Source organism: Klebsiella sp. CB_Kp196, from assembly GCF_040061575.1.
GTDB classification, from domain to species: Bacteria; Pseudomonadota; Gammaproteobacteria; order Enterobacterales; family Enterobacteriaceae; genus Klebsiella; species Klebsiella michiganensis.
The window spans coordinates 36,595-54,606 of the sequence record NZ_JBEAFH010000031.1 but is presented as its reverse complement, the minus strand read 5'-3'; the positions used below and the strand labels follow the sequence as shown (position 1 = coordinate 54,606).

Below are 18,012 nucleotides of genomic sequence, written 5' to 3'. Positions count from 1 at the left end.
CCCGGCGGGCGTCGCGATGTTATCCCCTTTTTTGCCCGGATTCAGTTGGGACTAACTGCGGAATTCTGCAACTGCTCTAATTCGTTTTCCGTCACGACCGCGCTGCCCCATATAGCTAAAAAACACTTTTAGCTGCTCGGCGGTAGTGTATCCCGCGTTAAGCAGAATCCCCAATTGCTCGAGCAGCAACATGAGATCCCGCTGGCGAATATGCTTTTGCAGGAGCTCCAGGATCGCAATACGCTGGTGCTGCATATCGATATGGGCCAGTAGCTGTTTAAAAATGGCGTCATGCGGTGTAGGGGACGATTGTGTTGTCATTCTGAGCAATCCTTGCGGCTGAGTTTCCGCTGAGAATCTGCTTTTGCCTGCCCATTGTCTGCCGACGATTTTGGGTTCTACGAGGCGGGATGATGACAATCTTTCGAGGCGATCGCGTTTGCATCTTGTTATGCGTGGGCCGACGCAAAATGATGCTTTTGAACAAGATGCGTATTGCCGGGGCAGGGGGGCCCCGGCGTTGAGGTTACAGCTTCGCGAAGGCGTTACGCGCGGCGGCGACGGTGTTGTCGATATCTTCTTCGCTATGGGCGATGGACATAAAGCCCGCTTCAAACGCCGACGGCGCCAGGTAGACGCCCTCTTCCAGCATCAGGTGGAAGAAGCGTTTAAACCGCTCTACATCGCACTTCACCACGTCCTGGTAGCAGGTCACGGTTGGCGCGTCGGTAAAGAAAATGCCGAACATGCCGCCGACGTTATTCACCACCAGCGGAATACCGGCATCGCGCGCGGCGTCCAGCAGACCCTGGGCCAGCTGGTTAGTGAGCTCGGTTAGCGTCTCGTGCACGCCGGGCTGCGCCACTTCGGTCAGGCAAGCGAAACCTGCCGCCATCGCGATGGGGTTGCCGGAGAGGGTGCCTGCCTGGTAAACCGGGCCGGTCGGCGCCAGGGCATCCATCACCTCACGACGACCGCCGAATGCGCCAACCGGCATACCGCCGCCGATGATTTTGCCAAGGCAGGTCAGATCCGGCACAACGCCGTAGTAATCCTGCGCGCCGGCCAGCGCCACGCGGAAGCCGGTCATGACTTCATCAATAATCAGCAGCGCGCCGAACTCGTCGCATAGCGCGCGCAGGCCCGGCAGAAACTCCGGCAGCGGCGGGATGCAGTTCATATTACCGGCCACCGGCTCAACGATGATGCAGGCGATATCCTGCGGATACTGTTCGAACGCGGCGCGAACCGATGACAGATCGTTATAGGTGCAGGTCAGGGTGTGTTTGGCGAAGTCCGCCGGCACGCCCGGCGAGTTCGGCTGGCCGAGCGTCAGCGCGCCTGAGCCGGCTTTTACCAGCAGGCAGTCGGCGTGGCCGTGGTAGCAGCCTTCGAACTTGATAATTTTATCACGGCCGGTGAAGCCGCGGGCCAGGCGAATGGCGCTCATGGTGGCTTCGGTACCGGAGTTCACCATGCGGACCATATCCATGGTCGGGACCAGCTCGGTGACCAGCGCTGCCATTTTAACTTCCATCTCCGTCGGCGCGCCAAAGCTCAGGCCGCGTTCGGCGGCTTCAATGACCGCGTTGCGGATGGCCGGATGGTTATGACCCAGCACCATTGGGCCCCAGGAGCCGACATAATCGATATACGCTTTACCATCAACGTCGTAAAGGTAAGCGCCGTCGGCGCGCTCGATAAACAGCGGCGTACCGCCGACGCCGGTGAACGCACGTACCGGAGAGTTCACGCCGCCGGGAATAAGTTCACGCGCAGCGTTATACAGATTTTCAGATTTGCTCATTGCCAGGGTCCTGGTTCGTGAAAAATGTTTTGTCGACTATTCTAAGTTATTCCAGGAAGGTTATGAAAGTTTTGCCCAATTGAAACAATGGGGTCACGGCGCATTTTTTTGACGACGGAGCCTGTCCGGTTGGCTAGAATGACCTTCTTTCTATTTGTATTACTTATTATTGATAATGGCATGAAAGCAGAAAACCCCTCTTCTTCAGCACATCAGTTCGTACGCGTTCGCCGCAGCGATGCCGTGCGTCGGTTGATTCAGCGTGATAAAACGCCGCTGGCGGTGTTATTAATGGCGGCCGTTGTCGGCACGCTGGCGGGGCTGATCGGCGTCGCGTTTGAAAAAAGCGTCAACTGGGTGCAGAACCTGCGCATAGGCGCGCTGGTAGAGGTGGCGGACCACTGGTTTCTGGTCTGGCCGCTGGCCTTTATCCTCTCCGCTTTGCTGGCGATGGTGGGCTATTTTCTCGTCCGCCGTTTTGCGCCGGAAGCGGGCGGCTCCGGGATCCCGGAAATTGAAGGCGCGCTGGAGGAGCTGCGTCCCGTTCGCTGGTGGCGCGTACTGCCGGTGAAGTTCATCGGCGGCATGGGGACGCTGGGTGCGGGCATGGTTCTGGGGCGCGAAGGGCCGATGGTGCAGCTTGGGGGCAATCTTGGGCGCATGGTGGTGGACGTTTTTCGCATGCGCAGTCCGGAAGCGCGCCATACGCTGCTGGCAACCGGCGCCGCGGCGGGCCTCTCCGCCGCCTTTAACGCGCCGCTGGCCGGGATTCTGTTTATTATTGAAGAGATGCGCCCGCAGTTTCGCTACAACCTGATCTCCATTAAAGCCGTGTTTACCGGCGTCATTATGGCCACCATCGTTTTCCGTATCTTCAACGGCGATAAAGCGGTTATCGAGGTCGGTAAGCTCAGCAACGCGCCGGTCAACACCCTGTGGCTGTATTTGATTCTCGGGATGATTTTTGGCTGTGTTGGCCCGCTGTTTAATACGCTGGTGCTGCGCACCCAGGATATGTTCCAGCGGCTCCACGGCGGCAACATTAAAAAATGGGTGCTGATTGGCGGCCTGATCGGCGGAAGCTGCGGCGTGCTGGGCCTGATTCAGCCAGCGGCGTCCGGCGGCGGGTTTAACCTGATTCCCATCGCCGCGGCGGGCAATTTTTCCGTCGGCCTGCTGCTGTTTATTTTTATCGCGCGGGTGATTACCACGCTGCTTTGCTTCTCTTCCGGCGCGCCCGGCGGTATCTTTGCGCCGATGCTGGCGCTGGGGACGCTGCTGGGCACGGCGTTTGGCATGGCGGCGACGCCGCTGTTTCCGGCCTATCATCTGGATGCCGGCACCTTTGCCATCGCCGGGATGGGGGCGCTGCTCGCCGCCTCGGTTCGCGCGCCGTTGACCGGCATCGTGCTGGTGCTGGAGATGACCGATAACTATCAGCTCATTTTGCCAATGATTATTACCTGTCTCGGCGCAACACTATTGGCACAATTCCTCGGCGGTAAGCCTTTATACTCGACTATTCTGCAGCGCACCCTGGCAAAACAAAAGGCGGAACAGGAAGCAAAGGCGCAGCCGGTCGGCGGGGAGAATACTTGAACGATTTACTCGGGTATTGGATAATGGCTCAAAAGGTCGGGTTATTCTTTAACCGGTCAGAAGTATCAATGGGAGCATAAAATGAGTGATGACGTAGCGTTGCCGCTGGAGTTTACCGAAGCCGCGGCGATTAAAGTAAAAGACCTGATTGCGGATGAAGACAATCCGAACCTGAAACTGCGCGTGTACATCACCGGTGGTGGCTGCAGCGGTTTCCAGTACGGCTTTACCTTCGACGATCAGGTTAACGAAGGCGATATGACTATCGAGAAGCAGGGCGTCGGCCTGGTGGTTGACCCTATGAGCCTGCAGTATCTGGTCGGCGGCGCCGTCGATTATACCGAAGGTCTGGAAGGCTCGCGTTTTATCGTGACCAACCCGAATGCGAAAAGCACCTGCGGCTGCGGCTCCTCGTTCAGCGTCTAAAGATAGTGCGCCCGGGAGCCTCTTCTCCCCAGCCCTCTCATACAGCGAGAGTGAGCAAACGCTAAAAACGGTAACGTTAAGGTTACCGTTTTGCTTTTATTACCGTCCATTCTCATCAAGCGCGAACGTTGGCAGCTTCAGGTGCCAGCGGATGGCCGCCAGCCTGATGACCAGCGTGACCACCATACCTATCATCGCCGCGTTTTCTAACGGAACCTGAAAGGTGTAGTACGCCGTCGCATGCACGATGCCGCCAACGATGCAGGCCGTCGCGTAGATTTCCGTACGCAGAATCATCGGGATTTCACGCGCCAGCACGTCGCGGATGATCCCCCCGCCGACGCCGGTGACGACGCCCATGCAGACGGCCACCAGCGGTCCGCTATGGGCAAGAAAGGCTTTGTTAACGCCAATACCGACAAATACCGCCAGACCGACGGCGTCCAGTACCGGCAGCACCCATTTCGGTAACCGGCGCGGCTGGCGTACCAGCAGAATAGTGAACATGCTGGTGACCATCGCCACCACCAGATCGGTAGGGTCTTTAACCCAAAATACCGGGCCGTTAGCAAGGGCCATATCGCGAATGGTGCCACCGCCTACCGCGGTGACCACGCCTAATACCAGCACGCCGAAAGGGTCCATGCGCAGCTTTCCAGCCAGCAGGACGCCGGAGATGGCAAACACGGCGGTGCCAATGATATCCAGCCAATAGACAAGCATCGTCAGTTCCCACTTAGAGTCTATCCCATTAGGCGATTTTATTTGCCAGTTTGGCCCTGGGCAGTGCTCACCGCCCTCACGTACCACATGTACGCTCCGGGTGTTCCGCGCCGCCCGTGTCCAAACTGGCTGCAACAATTGCGCCTGGTGGGATAGCCTTTTAGCACCTGGGTTAGCAGGTGATTATTTTATCTGCTCGAGCGCAGTACAGAGTTGTTTTGCGGCGAGAATAATACGTGGGCTCGCGCGTTCAAACCAGTCGCCATGTAGCGCAATAAAAGAAATTTTTAGCTGATTCTGCCAATAGCGCTCAACGGCGGGAAGTTGACTGGCGTCGCCGGCGATGACAATGGCCTGCGGCTGCCTTGCCAGTACCTGTTCACGGCTCACCTGCGGCCAGGGAACCCGGCTGGCGGCAAAAATGTTTTCTCCCCCGCACAGCGTCAGAACCTGATCCTGAATCGAGCCTTTGCTGGTGGTAAAGAGAGGGTTGGCGCCGAACTGTAAAAAAACGCGTTTTTTCGGCCCGCTCGCGTAGCGGGTTTTTAAGGCCTGGTACGCGTCCTGCATTTTCTGCGCCGCCTGCCGCGCCTTTTCCGGCTGCGGGCTCCACTGCGCCAGCTGGCGAAGCGTTGCGATAATCTCTTCGATGGTCGATGTTTCGACCCAGATGACTTTTATCCCGAGCGAGCTTAGCTGATTCACCTGGCGTTCAGCGTTACCGCCGCGCCACGCCAGCACCAGGTCGGGCTTAAGGGCGACGATGCGTTCCAGATTCATCCCCTGCCAGCTGGAGACCTGCTCTATCTTTGCGGCTTCCGGGGGATAATCGGAATAGCTGCTGACGCCAACTGGCGTAATACCCGCGGCAAACGCCAGTTCAGTATTGGCGGGAGAGAGCGTAATCACCCGCGGCGCGGCGAAAAGCCACGCCGGGGCAAGCAGCATCAGGACGGCAAGCGCCGCGTTGAGCGACTTAGCCACGAGCCAGGTGCTGCACCAGGTTTTCCACCATCAGGGTGGATTGCTTCGCGGCAACGGCGAGAAACTCGTCGAAGCTCAGATGCGACTGCTGATCGGCAACATCGGAGATCGCGCGAACGACAACAAACGGTACGCCATAGTTGTGGCAGACGTGCGCGATGGCGGTGGCTTCCATTTCTACCGCGACGGCCTGCGGGAAGTTGTGGCGGATTTTGGCGAGACCAATGGAACCGTTGATGAATGCATCGCCGCTGACAATGAGTCCGCGAACCGCATTAAGATTCAGCGCGCTGATGCAGGTCTCTGCGGCGGCAATCAGCTTATCATCGGCTTTGAAACCGGCAGGGCAGCCCGGCAGCTGGCCATACTCATAGCCAAACGCGGTGACGTCCGCGTCGTGATAGCGCGTTTCGTCGGAGACGACAATATCGCCAACCTTCAGGGTCGACGCGAGGCCGCCCGCAGAACCGGTGTTAATAATCACATCCGGCTTGCAGTGCTCCATCAGCAGAGTGGCGCCCATGGCGGCGGCGACTTTGCCAATGCCCGATTTCAACAAAGCGACATCAACGCCCTGCAGCTGGCCGGTGTAGATTTCGCTGCCGCCGATAGTGATGGTCTGGCGGTTGTCGATTTTGTCGCGCAGAAGGGTAACTTCTTCTTCCATTGCGCCAATAATACCGATTTTCATAGATTTACTCGCGATGTGTGGGTTTTAGCGGCATAGTCTATCATGCGCTTAGAAGGAAACGTTATTGCTCGCTCGGGGGAGATCATGGCTAAGATCGATTTTCGCAACAAGATTAACTGGCGTCGCCGCTACCGTTCACCGCAGGGCGTTGAGACGGAGCGTGAAATCCTGCGAATTTTCGAAAGCGATCGCGGACGCATCATCAACTCGCCGGCGATCCGCCGGCTGCAGCAAAAAACCCAGGTTTTCCCGCTGGAGCGCAATGCCGCGGTGCGTACGCGGCTGACCCACTCTCTGGAAGTTCAGCAGGTGGGCCGCTACATCGCCAAAGAGGTGCTGAGTCGTCTGAAAGAGCAGAAGCTGCTGGAAAGCTACGGGCTGGATGAGCTTACCGGGCCGTTCGAGAGCATTGTTGAAATGGCCTGCCTGATGCACGATATCGGCAATCCGCCATTTGGCCATTTTGGCGAGGCGGCAATTAATGATTGGTTCAGCCAGCGGCTCTTCCCCGGCGATGCGGCCAGCCAGCCGTTAACCGACGATCGCTGCGTGGTTGCGGCGCTGCGCCTGCAGGAAGGCGATAGCCAGCTGAATGAGCTGCGGCGTAAGGTTCGCCAGGACTTATGCTGGTTTGAAGGCAATGCGCAGGGTATTCGCTTAGTGCATACGCTGATGCGCATGAATCTCACCTGGGCGCAGGTGGGCTGTATTCTAAAATATACGCGTCCGGCATGGTGGCGCGGGGAACCGCCGGCTAGCCACAATTATTTAATGAAAAAACCTGGTTATTATTTAGCCGAAGAGGGCTATGTTGCGAGGTTGCGTAAAGAACTGGATCTGGCTCCTTACAATCGCTTCCCATTAACGTGGATTATGGAAGCCGCGGATGATATCTCATATTGCGTCGCCGACCTTGAAGATGCGGTAGAAAAACGCATCTTCAGCGTAGAGCAGCTTTATCAGCATCTCTATGAAGCCTGGGGCGTTCACGAAAAAGGCTCCTTGTTTAATCAGGTTGTCGAAAACGCCTGGGAGAAATCGCGTGCGAATTCTCTGAGCCGGAGTACCGAAGATCAGTTTTTTATGTATTTACGGGTTAATACGCTCAATAGGCTGGTACCGTATGCGGCGCGGCGGTTTATTGATAACCTGGCGAAGATTTTTAGCGGTGACTTTAACCATGCGCTGCTTGAGGACGATAGCGATTGCAGCCAGCTTCTTGAACTATATAAAAATGTCGCGGTAAAACATGTGTTTAGCCATCCGGATGTCGAGCAGCTGGAGCTGCAGGGCTATCGCGTGATCAGCGGTCTGTTAGATATATACCAGCCGCTGTTAAAATTATCGCTGGATGAGTTTAGTTTGCTGGTGGAAAAAGAGCGGGTGCGAAGTTTACCGATTGCATCACGTCTTTTTCAGAAACTTTCAACTCGTCATCGGTTAGCTTACATAGAAGCCGTAAATAAGATTTCGCGCAATAATCCGGAGTTTCCAGTGATGGAATATTATTATCGCTGTCGTCTCATTCAGGACTATATCAGCGGAATGACCGACTTGTATGCATGGGATGAATATCGACGATTGATGGCCGTAGAATAAGGGTGAGTTTTGTAAAGACGGACAATAAATTTTTACTTTTACCAAAACTTCATTCCGGAACTTCGCGCTATAAAATGACTCTGATAGTCACCAACACAGCAACTATTCGTTATCTGAAATTGAGATTGAAACCTATGAAAAAAACCACGTTAGCAATGAGTGCCCTGGCTCTGAGTTTAGGTCTGGCGTTGTCCCCTCTCTCTGCGAGCGCGGCGGAAACAGCTTCTTCGGCGACTAATGCGCAGCAGATGCCAAGCCTGGCGCCGATGCTGGAAAAAGTGATGCCGTCGGTCGTGAGCATTAACGTTGAGGGGAGCACCACCGTTAATACGCCGCGGATGCCGCGTAACTTCCAGCAGTTCTTTGGCGACAATTCGCCGTTCTGTCAGGATGGTTCTCCGTTCCAGAGCTCTCCGTTCTGTCAGGGCGGCGGGCAGGGCGGTGCGCCGGGTAGCGACGGCGGCCAGCAGCAGAAATTTATGGCCCTTGGTTCCGGGGTGATTATTGATGCCGCTAAAGGCTATGTTGTGACTAACAACCACGTCGTGGATAACGCGACTACTATCAAAGTTCAGCTCAGCGATGGCCGCAAGTTCGACGCGAAAGTGGTCGGCAAAGACCCGCGTTCTGATATTGCGCTGATTCAAATCCAGGATCCGAAAAACCTGAGCGCGATTAAGCTGGCGGACTCTGACGCCCTGCGCGTCGGCGATTACACCGTGGCGATCGGTAACCCGTTTGGCCTGGGCGAAACCGTGACCTCGGGGATCGTTTCCGCCCTGGGCCGTAGCGGCCTGAACGTTGAAAACTATGAAAACTTTATCCAGACCGATGCGGCGATCAACCGCGGTAACTCCGGCGGCGCGCTGGTTAACCTGAACGGCGAGCTGATCGGTATCAACACCGCGATTCTGGCGCCGGACGGCGGCAACATTGGTATCGGCTTCGCTATTCCGAGCAACATGGTGAAAAACCTGACCGATCAGATGGTCAAATTTGGCCAGGTTAAGCGCGGTGAGCTGGGCATCATGGGGACCGAGCTGAATTCCGAACTGGCGAAAGCGATGAAAGTTGACGCTCAGCGCGGCGCGTTCGTCAGCCAGGTGATGCCGAACTCGGCGGCCGCTAAGGCGGGGATTAAAGCCGGCGACGTGATTACCACGCTGAACGGTAAATCGATCAGCAGCTTTGCCGCGCTGCGTGCCCAGGTGGGGACCATGCCGATCGGCAGCAAAGTCGAGCTTGGCCTGCTGCGTGATGGCAAGCCGGTGACGGTGACCGTTGAGCTGCAGCAGAGCAATCAGAACCAGGTTGACTCAAGCACCATCTTCAACGGTATTGAAGGTGCGGAAATGAGCAACAAAGGTCAGGATAAAGGCGTCGTGGTGAGTAACGTGAAAGCGGGAACGCCGGCGGCGCAGATTGGCCTGAAGAAAGGCGATATTATCGTTGGCGCGAACCAGCAGCCGGTGAAAAATATTGCCGACCTGCGCAAAATTTTTGATGCCAAACCGTCGGTTCTGGCGCTGAATATCCAGCGCGGCGATACGTCGATTTATCTGCTGATGCAGTAATCCCTGACGGTTCGCAAAGCCCCTTTTCTCCTTGCGGAGGAAAGGGGCTTTTTTATTTCTGCCGCCCCTTCCATTTTTCGTTCTGTGATATCTTCCACAACTCCATATTTCTTAGCCCGGCTTTGTGCAAATGCACAATGCAGCGTGTTGCCAACTCTTTTATGCTGTTAGCCTGCTCACGGGAGGGTTACATGGCTGGCTGGCATCTTGATACCAAAATGGCTCAGGATATCGTGGCGCGTACGATGCGCATCATTGATACCAATATTAACGTAATGGATGCCCGCGGGCGCATTATCGGTAGCGGAGACCGCGAGCGAATTGGTGAATTGCACGAAGGCGCGCTATTAGTGCTTTCCCAGGGCCGCGTTGTCGATATTGATGATGCCGTTGCCCGACATCTGCACGGCGTGCGCCAGGGGATCAACCTGCCGCTGCGTCTGGAAGGGGAGATCGTCGGCGTTATCGGCCTGACCGGCGAACCGGAGTCGCTGCGTAAATACGGTGAACTGGTGTGTATGACCGCCGAGATGATGCTGGAACAATCGCGGCTGATGCATCTCCTGGCCCAGGATAGCCGTCTGCGCGAAGAGCTGGTGATGAACCTGATTCAGGCGGAAGAGAACACCCCGGCGCTGACCGAGTGGGCCCAGCGTCTGGGGATCGATCTCAACCAACCGCGCGTGGTGGCTATGATTGAAGTGGATAGCGGCCAGCTGGGCGTAGACAGCGCGATGGCGGAGCTGCAGCAGCTCCAGACCGCGTTGACCACGCCGGACCGTAATAATCTGGTGGCCATTGTCTCGCTGACCGAAATGGTGGTACTGAAGCCCGCGCTGAACGCCTTTGGCCGCTGGGATGCGGAAGATCACTGCAAACGGGTCGAGCAGCTCATTAGCAGGATGAAAGAGAACGGTCAGCTGCGTTTTCGCGTGGCGCTGGGAAACTTTTTTACCGGACCGGGCAGCATTGCTCGCTCGTATCGCACCGCCAGAACCACCATGATGGTCGGTAAACAGCGGATGCCGGAGAGCCGTAGCTATTTTTACCAGGATTTGATGCTGCCGGTACTGCTGGATAGCCTGCGCGGTGGCTGGCAGGCTAATGAGCTGGCGCGCCCGCTGGTTCGCCTGAAGGCGATGGATAACAACGGCCTGCTGCGTCGCACCTTACAGGCCTGGTTTCGTCATAACGTGCAGCCGCTGGCGACGTCGAAAGCACTGTTTATCCACCGTAATACGCTGGAATACCGTTTGAACCGTATCTCTGAGCTGACGGGGCTGGATTTGGGTAATTTTGACGATCGTCTGCTGCTGTATATTGCGCTACAGCTCGATGAGCAGCGCTAAAAACACTCCCGCCTGCGGCGGGAGCGGGGACGGGAATTACAGGCGCTGCAGTCCGCGGGCCGTGACTTGCCAGGAGACGGTATGAGGCTGTGGCCAGGCGTTACCGTTTTGTGGGTTGATAATGACGGAGCGATCGCCGGCTTCGGCATGGAATACTTCGATGATATAGCCCTCATCAAGTATTGCCGTATCTATATAGTCGCCAAGCTGCGATGAGCCTTTAATGGACTGGCGATAAACCACCGAGCCGCGCGTATTGTAGATATTCACCGCGGCATAGGCCGTCGTAAAGTGCTTATTCGGCACCACGGGGCTGGCGGTAAAGGTGAGCGCGCCGCGGCCAATATCCATCTCCATCGTCGCAAAACGAATATTATCATTGCCAAGTAGCTGCCAGCAGAAGAGATCGCCATACAGCTCTGTAGCCTCGTCCTCAGCATCCGTAGTTTCTTTATCCTCCGGGTCTGGCACCAGCGAACAGGTCTCCAGCCCATCCTTCACTACCCGCCAGCGGTTGTGCTGCTTCAGCGTAATGGCGCGATGCGTCGTATCATTGCTGGCGCTGGAGCGGAATGGCTCATCATGGAAAACCTCAATGATCATGTTTTCAGCGAGGGCGATAGTTTCGATGTTTGCCAGGTTGTTGGTCGCTCCGGCATAGCTGCGGTGATAAACCACCGTTTCGTCCGCCCCGGTTACCGTAATGCTGGCGTAGGTATGGGAGACATAATACGGGTGCGGCGCGCCGGTACGGGTGGTGACCATCATGGCGTGCTGTTGATTATCGATAACGATCTGGCAAAAATCTTTGTTGCCCTGTCCTCTGAGATTGAGGGTCACGCTCTTGCCCGTCAACTCGCCCGGTTCACTATTATCCTGAGGCAGAACATCGGCATACTCTTTAAGCAGCCTGCTGCGCTTGGGCTCTTCAATATGGGAGAGCATCAGCCAGAGATCGTTTTTACATACGTTCTCTTCCTGCGCTAATAGCGAAGGCTGGTTACGCATCGCCTGAGCGTCATGCTCGAAAATAGCCAGTAAATCTTCCGCCGGATTATTATCGAGGATAAAGTTGTAAAGCCCACTCTCATCAATACGCATCAGCTGGCATTTCTCGCCCGCGATCAGCGGTAAATACTCCGGGGAGGCTTTCAGACGTCCCGGCTCGACGTGAGTAATATACAAGTGATAGTGAGGGCCGAAGGGAATAATCACCTTACCGGTGGCGCAGTTTGTGCCGTTCATATTGCGCTCAAAGACTTTTTCGCCGCTGGCGGAAAGTACGCATACGCCGGCATAGAGCGCGTCAGGGTAGTTGTTGTGCGGCGTGGCGCTGGTAATATTCAGCGTAAGCTGCTGATTTTCGAAATCGATATCCAGATATGCAAACGGCGTGTCGCCAATACCTAAAAAGCTCATTGTCACGTTACGCCCGCGGGTATCGCATTGTCGGGTGTAGTTGATGGTAGCCGCATTCGCCCCTTCTTTTACGACGAGATAGCTGATATCCGGACGATATTTTTGTGAACGGCCTTTCGGAGGATCGATCTGGTAAACGCCGACTGGAATATCATTCAGGATCAACGTGTCATCATTAACAACCAGTGAATAATGCGTGCCACAATTATCTTTAATCGTCAGCGTTCGCCCGTAAATTTGTTCCAGCTGGTCGATATTGAACGTCAGGGATAGCGTCCCCGTTTTGCCTAATGCCACCAGTTCGCTGTTATCCACCAGCCAGACGAAGGAGTCCAGCCCCAGCTGCCGCCGCGCGCTATCCCATTCGCTTTGCGGAAGGAAAAGATATAGCGGATAGAGCGGTTTTGCCGCCAGCGCGGCGATATCTCCCTTAGTGGTAATTTCCAGCGTTAAGCCGCATAGCTCGATAAACGGCGTGACATCATACCCTGCGGCGGCGGCAATGGCGGTAGCCAACATATCGATAAGCTGATAATCGGACGGCCGGAAGCTATCGCCGTTGGCCAGTTCACGATAGTTCTGGTTAAAGGCGCTGAAGGCTTTGGTTCCTGCTTTTAGCAACATCAGCATCAGGAATTGCAGGCGCGGACGCAGGCCCCAGCTGGCGACCGGCGTCTGGTCTTTTATATAGGTCATCAGCTGGAGTTCCTGTACGGCCTGCTGACCATAGTTATAGAGCCAGCCATCCACATAGAGATGATTATCCTGGCTCAGGGTAAGCTGCTGATAGAAAGCGGCGTAAATATTGTTCCACACCTCATTGACGGGCAGAGTGGTGTCCTGCATAAATTTGCCCTGATACCCGTGCGCAATTTCATGAAGAATAACCCACTGCGTCGCAACGTTATCCAGCCAGCCTTCACCTAACGTTGATGATGTATGTGCGCACCACCAGGGGTGATAATAGGCTGCGCCGACGCCGTGTTTATCTGCCCGCACAAAGTAGCGGTTGGCGACATCCTGGTTCCACGGCGCATCCGGGCGATCGCTTAGCCCAGCCCAGTCGTTATAGCATTTGAAAAGGTGGGTGTAATAAGCGTGTAGCGAGGATAAGCCCGCTTTCATCGCATTATCGCGGTCGGCGTAGGGCAGCAGCAGGTTAATCACATCTAAATCAAGCAGCGCGAGTGCGGATTGATTTTTCTCCCAGCTGAGGAAAAATTCATCCTCAGATTGTCCTGCTTTCCAGCACGGCAGCGGTTTAGTTGCCGCAGGTTGCTGGTAGATGACGGTGAATTCGCTGGACTGGTCGGTAAACAGCGTATCGACAAAAGGAACGGTGTCGACCGTGGCGCTGACCGTTTTCCAGCCGGTGGCGATCGTGCTGGTGCTTTCTAGCGCGGTATCATTGCAAAGCAGGCGCAGAATCGAGTTGCCGTTGCTGATATCCGGTTGGCGAATGTGCAGCGGCGTATTGGCGGGCAGAATAAAGCCCAGCGGCTGGCGATCGTGCTGCCGTCCTTTTTCAAAACCGGTCTTATCCAGCCAGGGCGCAGATTGTAGGGTATAAAATTTTTGTTCAATTTCCTGTGTCATCGTATGATCTCCTTTCAGGTGGAAATTGAACATACAGCGACTTATTTTATTATGTCATTCATGTAGATAGGGATATGAGATGAAATGATATCAGAGAGGAATAGCTGATATTCGCTGATGCTGCCGGTGGGGGTAAGTGAGAAAAAAGAGGATGAGGCAGAGAGAAACAGGGCCAGCATCTGGCCCGTATCAGGCTTACTTATTGCGGGTCAGTTTTTCCAGATCGGATTCGATTTCGCTGATCTTATTCGTCACCACGCTTTCGAGGTGACGCAGATCGTCGAGGATCTTACGTTTCAGATCGATTTCGGTGCGATCGCGCTGACAGATTTGATCCAGCTCGTCGATGATATAGCGTAGATTAGGGCTAATCTCCTGGACTTCTTTATATCCCTGGCCCACGCCGTCGGCGACAACGGTTTTGCGCTGACGCGGATATTTGAACTTGACGCTCTTGGCGAAGAACTCGCCTTTATCCTTCTGAAAGTAGATTTTCAGAATGTCGTTGTTGGCTTCCTGCCGCAGGCTATAGCGATCGATTTCATCAGGATTGGTAATACCAAGACTTTTCAGATTATCGTACATAACGGTACCTTTGATATCATCGTAATCTTTGAATAATTAACGAAAAAATCCATCTTCGCCAGCTCAATATATAAAAAAAGCGGGATGCCTCCCGCTTTTCATGCTGCTTAGTCGATGGTACGCAGAAGTTCGTTGATTCCAACCTTGCCGCGGGTTTTGGCATCGACTTTTTTGACGATAACCGCGCAGTACAAGCTGTACTTGCCATCTTTTGACGGCAGGTTGCCGGAGACGACGACGGATCCCGCCGGAACGCGGCCGTAGAAGACTTCACCGGTTTCGCGATCGTAGATTTTGGTGCTCTGGCCGAGGTATACGCCCATGGAGATAACGGAACCCTCTTCGACGATGACGCCTTCAACGACTTCCGAACGCGCGCCGATAAAGCAGTTATCTTCGATAATGGTCGGGTTAGCCTGCAGCGGCTCCAGTACGCCACCGATGCCGACGCCGCCGGACAGGTGGACGTTTTTGCCGATCTGCGCGCAGGAACCCACGGTCGCCCAGGTATCAACCATCGAACCTTCGTCAACGTAGGCGCCGATGTTCACATAGGACGGCATCAGAACCGTGTTGCGAGCGATATACGCCCCCTGACGAACGGCCGCCGGCGGAACGACGCGGAAACCTTCTTTCTGGAAACGCGCTTCATCATAATCCGCGAACTTCATTGGGACTTTATCGAAGTAGCGGCTTTCCGCACCATCGATAACCTGGTTATCGTTAATACGGAAAGAGAGCAGAACCGCTTTCTTCAGCCACTGATGGGTGACCCACTGGCCGTCAACTTTTTCAGCGACACGCAGCGCGCCGGAATCAAGCAGAGAAATCACCTGGTTAACCGCTTCGCGGGTTACGGTATCCACGTTTGCCGGCGTGATGTCGGCGCGACGCTCAAAAGCGGACTCAATAACGTTCTGTAATTGCTGCATTGTTTACTCTTTCCATTTACTTAAAAAAATACGTTACCCTTTATCGTTTGGATTGAGGGCCTCTGTCAACCGTTGTTGCACTTCTTGCTGTAGCTCATTATTAAGGGCGCGCCGGTCTGCGGTGGCGATTATAAATAAATCTTCTACTCGCTCACCAATTGTCGTAATTCGCGCGCCGTGGAGCGAAATTCCGAGGTCGGCAAACACCTGGCCGACGCGCGCTAACAGACCCGGCTGGTCGAGAGCAATCAGCTCAAGAAAGGATTTCCGGTCGGTATGCGTCGGCAGGAAATTCACCTCCGTCGGCACGGAAAAATGCCTCAGCTTCGCCGCCTGACGACGGGGCGCCGGCGGCTGCCAGCTGCGCTGGCTGATGGTCTGTTCCAGGCCCACGCGGATCATTTCGTGCCTGTCGGCGGAAAGCGGGCTGCCGTCCGGCTCAAGAACAATAAAGGTATCCATCGCCATGCCGTCGCGGGTGGTGAAGATCTGCGCATCGTGAACGCTAAGATTACGTCGATCCAGCTCGCCGCAAACGGCGGCGAAGAGGTAAGGACGATCCGGACTCCAGATGAAGATCTCGGTGCCCCCGCGCGAGGCGTGGGAACTGAGCAGGATCATCGGTTTGCTGAGATCGTGCTGCAGCAGATTACGCGCGTGCCAGGCGAGCTGGTTTGGCGTATGGCGCACAAAGTAGTTGGCGCGGCAGCGGTTCCAGATTTGGTGCAGCGCCTGTTCATTAATATTTTCCATCCGCAGCAGCGCCAGCGCCTGTAGCTGGTGGTGACGCACCCGCTCGCGCATATCCGGCGTGTTTTGCATCCCCCGGCGCAGCTGTTTTTCGGTGGCGAAATAGAGCTCGCGCAGCAGGCTCTGCTTCCAGCTGTTCCACAGGTTTTCGTTGGTGGCGCAGATATCGGCGACGGTCAGGCAAACCAGGTAGTGCAGACGGTTCTCCGTTTGCACCTCTTCGGCAAACTGCTTGATCACTTCCGGATCCTGAATATCGCGACGCTGGGCGGTGACCGACATCAGCAGATGATGACGCACCAGCCACGCCACCAGCTGGGTTTCGCGCGAGTTAAGACCGTGAAGCTCGGCGAATTTCAGCACGTCCTGCGCGCCGAGAATCGAATGGTCGCCGCCGCGTCCTTTCGCGATATCGTGGAAGAGGGCGGCGATAAGGATCAGCTCCGGATGCGTCAGGCGCGGCCACAGTTCAACGCACAGCGGATGGCGGCTGCGGGTCTCTTCTTTGGCGAAGCTCTCAAGCTTAAGCAGCACGCGGATCGTGTGTTCATCAACGGTATAGGCGTGAAACAGGTCAAATTGCATCTGACCGACAATATGCGACCATTGCGGCATATAGGCCCACAGCACGCTATGGCGGTGCATCGGCAGCAGCCCCCGGCTGACCGCGCCCTGATGGCGCAGCATGCTGAGGAACAGGGTCCGCGCTTCCGGAATATAGCAAAGCGGCTGCGTCAGATGACGGCGGGCGTGGCGCAGGTGGCGAAGCGTGGTGGAGTAGATGCCGGTAATGCTGCTGTTGCGCACCATCATAAAGAACATGCGCAGAATCGCCTGCGGTTCGCGGATGAACAGCGTGTCATCGCGCAGATCGATTAGCGTGCCGCGCAGCTGAAAATCATCGTCAATCGGCCGCGGCTTCTCATCTTCGGTGAGCGCCAGAATCGCCTCTTCGAACAGCTGGATCAGCATTTGGTTCAGCTCGCTCACCCGGCGGGTGACGCGAAAGAAATCCTTCATCATATGCTCGATCGGCTGGTTGCTTTCGCCTTCGTAACGCAGGCGACGGGCGACGCTGAACTGCCTGTCGAACAGCAGGCGATTATCGTAGCGGTTGAGCTCCAGATGCAGCGCAAAGCGAATGCGCCAAAGCTGATGCAGGCATTCGTTAAGCTCGTTGCGCTCGGCTTCGGTCAGGAAACCGAAGCCGACCATTTCATCAAGCGAGGTGGCGCCGAAATGGCGGCGCGCGATCCACTGCAGGGTGTGAATATCGCGCAGGCCGCCGGGGCTGCTTTTCACGTCCGGCTCGAGGTTATAGCTGGTCCCGTGATAGCGCTGATGGCGTACATTCTGCTCTTCGACTTTTGCCGCAAAGAACTTTTCCGATGGCCAGAAGCCGTCGCTGAATATATGTTTTTGCAGTTCAAGGAACAGCGCGACGTCGCCAATAAGCAGACGCGATTCAATCAGGTTAGTGGCGACGCTGAGGTCCGACAGCCCCTCCAGCAGGCACTCTTCGAGGGTGCGCACGCTGTGGCCGACTTCCAGCTTGATATCCCACAGCAGCGTCAGCAGCTCGCCGACCTTCTGCGCCTGCTCATCGGGCAGCTTTTTACGACTCAGGATAAGCAGGTCGATATCGGAAAGCGGGTGCAGTTCGCCGCGGCCGTAACCGCCGACGGCGACCAGCGCGATGTCGTTCATCGACCCGAACCCGTACTCGACCCATAGCCGCTGAAGCAGTTGATCGATAAATTCGGTGCGCGCCTCAATCAATCTCTCTGCGGCGATGCCGTGGTCAAACGCTTCGCCCAGCCAGCGCTGAAAAGCGTCGATGTGCGCCTTGATAGCCGCGCAGTTGAAGTCGCTCTGCGGCCAGCAGCCCGGATTCGCCGGCTGGTCGGCCAGGGCAGGGGAGACAGTATCAGATAAAGAGTTGCTCATCGCGCCACCATAATAAAAAACTATCGCCCAT

At 55.7% G+C, this 18,012-nt stretch carries 13 protein-coding genes and 1 pseudogene; 5 read left to right on the top strand and 9 right to left on the bottom strand.

Annotated elements, in window-relative coordinates; all coding sequences use genetic code 11:
- Nucleotides 1–159: 159 nt before the first annotated feature.
- Both ABLU87_RS05035 and hemL read right to left on the bottom strand, forming a co-directional pair.
- Nucleotides 160–255, bottom strand: a pseudogene (locus ABLU87_RS05035) (Rpn family recombination-promoting nuclease/putative transposase); the annotation flags it as partial.
- Between the two features lie 271 nt (nucleotides 256–526).
- On the bottom strand, nucleotides 527–1,807 hold the full coding sequence (hemL, locus tag ABLU87_RS05030) for a glutamate-1-semialdehyde 2,1-aminomutase (protein WP_032748054.1): 1,281 nt from the start codon (nucleotides 1,805–1,807) through the stop codon (nucleotides 527–529).
- 180 nt (nucleotides 1,808–1,987) lie between these two features.
- Between hemL and clcA the strand changes: the two genes are divergently transcribed.
- On the top strand, nucleotides 1,988–3,406 hold the full coding sequence (gene clcA / locus ABLU87_RS05025; protein ID WP_032694441.1) for a H(+)/Cl(-) exchange transporter ClcA: 1,419 nt from the start codon (nucleotides 1,988–1,990) through the stop codon (nucleotides 3,404–3,406).
- Nucleotides 3,407–3,487: 81 nt separating this feature from the next.
- Nucleotides 3,488–3,832, top strand: coding sequence for an iron-sulfur cluster insertion protein ErpA (gene erpA, locus ABLU87_RS05020; protein WP_004098733.1), 345 nt, complete (start codon nucleotides 3,488–3,490; stop codon nucleotides 3,830–3,832).
- A 99-nt stretch (nucleotides 3,833–3,931) separates the two neighbouring features.
- Here the strand turns inward: erpA and ABLU87_RS05015 are convergent, their stop codons facing one another.
- From ABLU87_RS05015 to mtnN, 3 genes are all read right to left on the bottom strand, one after another.
- On the bottom strand, nucleotides 3,932–4,555 hold the full coding sequence (locus ABLU87_RS05015) for a TRIC cation channel family protein (protein WP_009654554.1): 624 nt from the start codon (nucleotides 4,553–4,555) through the stop codon (nucleotides 3,932–3,934).
- A gap of 183 nt (nucleotides 4,556–4,738) precedes the next feature.
- Nucleotides 4,739–5,539, bottom strand: coding sequence for a vitamin B12 ABC transporter substrate-binding protein BtuF (gene btuF, locus ABLU87_RS05010; RefSeq protein ID WP_025107381.1), 801 nt, complete (start codon nucleotides 5,537–5,539; stop codon nucleotides 4,739–4,741).
- Entirely contained in the window at nucleotides 5,532–6,230 is a 699-nt protein-coding gene (mtnN, locus tag ABLU87_RS05005) for a 5'-methylthioadenosine/S-adenosylhomocysteine nucleosidase (protein ID WP_014227993.1), read from the bottom strand. The genes btuF and mtnN overlap by 8 nt, the downstream gene beginning before the upstream one ends.
- An 84-nt stretch (nucleotides 6,231–6,314) precedes the next feature.
- Between mtnN and dgt the strand changes: the two genes are divergently transcribed.
- The 3 genes from dgt to cdaR all read left to right on the top strand — a co-directional run bounded on the left by dgt (nucleotide 6,315) and on the right by cdaR (nucleotide 10,752).
- Complete coding sequence (gene dgt / locus ABLU87_RS05000) at nucleotides 6,315–7,829, top strand: dGTPase (RefSeq protein WP_046877770.1); 1,515 nt, start codon at nucleotides 6,315–6,317, stop codon at nucleotides 7,827–7,829.
- A 134-nt stretch (nucleotides 7,830–7,963) separates the two neighbouring features.
- The gene (gene degP, locus ABLU87_RS04995; RefSeq protein WP_004098740.1) at nucleotides 7,964–9,403 is read left to right on the top strand and encodes a serine endoprotease DegP; all 1,440 of its coding nucleotides are present in this window, start codon (nucleotides 7,964–7,966) and stop codon (nucleotides 9,401–9,403) included.
- Nucleotides 9,404–9,594: 191 nt separating this feature from the next.
- Complete coding sequence (cdaR, locus tag ABLU87_RS04990; RefSeq protein ID WP_004098741.1) at nucleotides 9,595–10,752, top strand: DNA-binding transcriptional regulator CdaR; 1,158 nt, start codon at nucleotides 9,595–9,597, stop codon at nucleotides 10,750–10,752.
- Between the two features lie 36 nt (nucleotides 10,753–10,788).
- Here the strand turns inward: cdaR and ABLU87_RS04985 are convergent, their stop codons facing one another.
- The 4 genes from ABLU87_RS04985 to glnD form a co-directional block, all read right to left on the bottom strand.
- Complete coding sequence (locus tag ABLU87_RS04985; RefSeq protein ID WP_122116934.1) at nucleotides 10,789–13,767, bottom strand: putative mucin/carbohydrate-binding domain-containing protein; 2,979 nt, start codon at nucleotides 13,765–13,767, stop codon at nucleotides 10,789–10,791.
- A gap of 195 nt (nucleotides 13,768–13,962) precedes the next feature.
- Nucleotides 13,963–14,352 (bottom strand): DUF3461 family protein, encoded by a 390-nt coding sequence (locus ABLU87_RS04980; protein WP_004098742.1) that lies wholly within the window; start codon nucleotides 14,350–14,352, stop codon nucleotides 13,963–13,965.
- Between the two features lie 107 nt (nucleotides 14,353–14,459).
- A complete protein-coding gene (gene dapD, locus ABLU87_RS04975) occupies nucleotides 14,460–15,284 on the bottom strand; it encodes a 2,3,4,5-tetrahydropyridine-2,6-dicarboxylate N-succinyltransferase (RefSeq protein WP_004098743.1) in 825 nt (274 codons plus the stop codon).
- Nucleotides 15,285–15,317: 33 nt separating this feature from the next.
- Nucleotides 15,318–17,981 carry a bifunctional uridylyltransferase/uridylyl-removing protein GlnD gene (gene glnD / locus ABLU87_RS04970; RefSeq protein ID WP_046878565.1) on the bottom strand — a complete coding sequence of 888 codons (2,664 nt, stop codon included), beginning with the start codon at nucleotides 17,979–17,981 and terminating at the stop codon, nucleotides 15,318–15,320.
- Nucleotides 17,982–18,012 lie beyond the last annotated feature (31 nt).

Excerpts from the sequence above, each read along its gene's own strand:
- ABLU87_RS04980 (WP_004098742.1), bottom strand. The coding sequence starts at position 14,352 with ATGTACGATAATCTGAAAAGTCTTGGTATTACCAATCCTGATGAAATC.
- ABLU87_RS04985 (WP_122116934.1), bottom strand. The coding sequence starts at position 13,767 with ATGACACAGGAAATTGAACAAAAATTTTATACCCTACAATCTGCGCCC.
- hemL (WP_032748054.1), bottom strand. The coding sequence starts at position 1,807 with ATGAGCAAATCTGAAAATCTGTATAACGCTGCGCGTGAACTTATTCCC.
- erpA (WP_004098733.1), top strand. The coding sequence starts at position 3,488 with ATGAGTGATGACGTAGCGTTGCCGCTGGAGTTTACCGAAGCCGCGGCG.
- degP (WP_004098740.1), top strand. The coding sequence starts at position 7,964 with ATGAAAAAAACCACGTTAGCAATGAGTGCCCTGGCTCTGAGTTTAGGT.
- cdaR (WP_004098741.1), top strand. The coding sequence starts at position 9,595 with ATGGCTGGCTGGCATCTTGATACCAAAATGGCTCAGGATATCGTGGCG.
- clcA (WP_032694441.1), top strand. The coding sequence starts at position 1,988 with ATGAAAGCAGAAAACCCCTCTTCTTCAGCACATCAGTTCGTACGCGTT.
- ABLU87_RS05015 (WP_009654554.1), bottom strand. The coding sequence starts at position 4,555 with ATGCTTGTCTATTGGCTGGATATCATTGGCACCGCCGTGTTTGCCATC.
- dgt (WP_046877770.1), top strand. The coding sequence starts at position 6,315 with ATGGCTAAGATCGATTTTCGCAACAAGATTAACTGGCGTCGCCGCTAC.
- dapD (WP_004098743.1), bottom strand. The coding sequence starts at position 15,284 with ATGCAGCAATTACAGAACGTTATTGAGTCCGCTTTTGAGCGTCGCGCC.
- glnD (WP_046878565.1), bottom strand. The coding sequence starts at position 17,981 with ATGAGCAACTCTTTATCTGATACTGTCTCCCCTGCCCTGGCCGACCAG.
- mtnN (WP_014227993.1), bottom strand. The coding sequence starts at position 6,230 with ATGAAAATCGGTATTATTGGCGCAATGGAAGAAGAAGTTACCCTTCTG.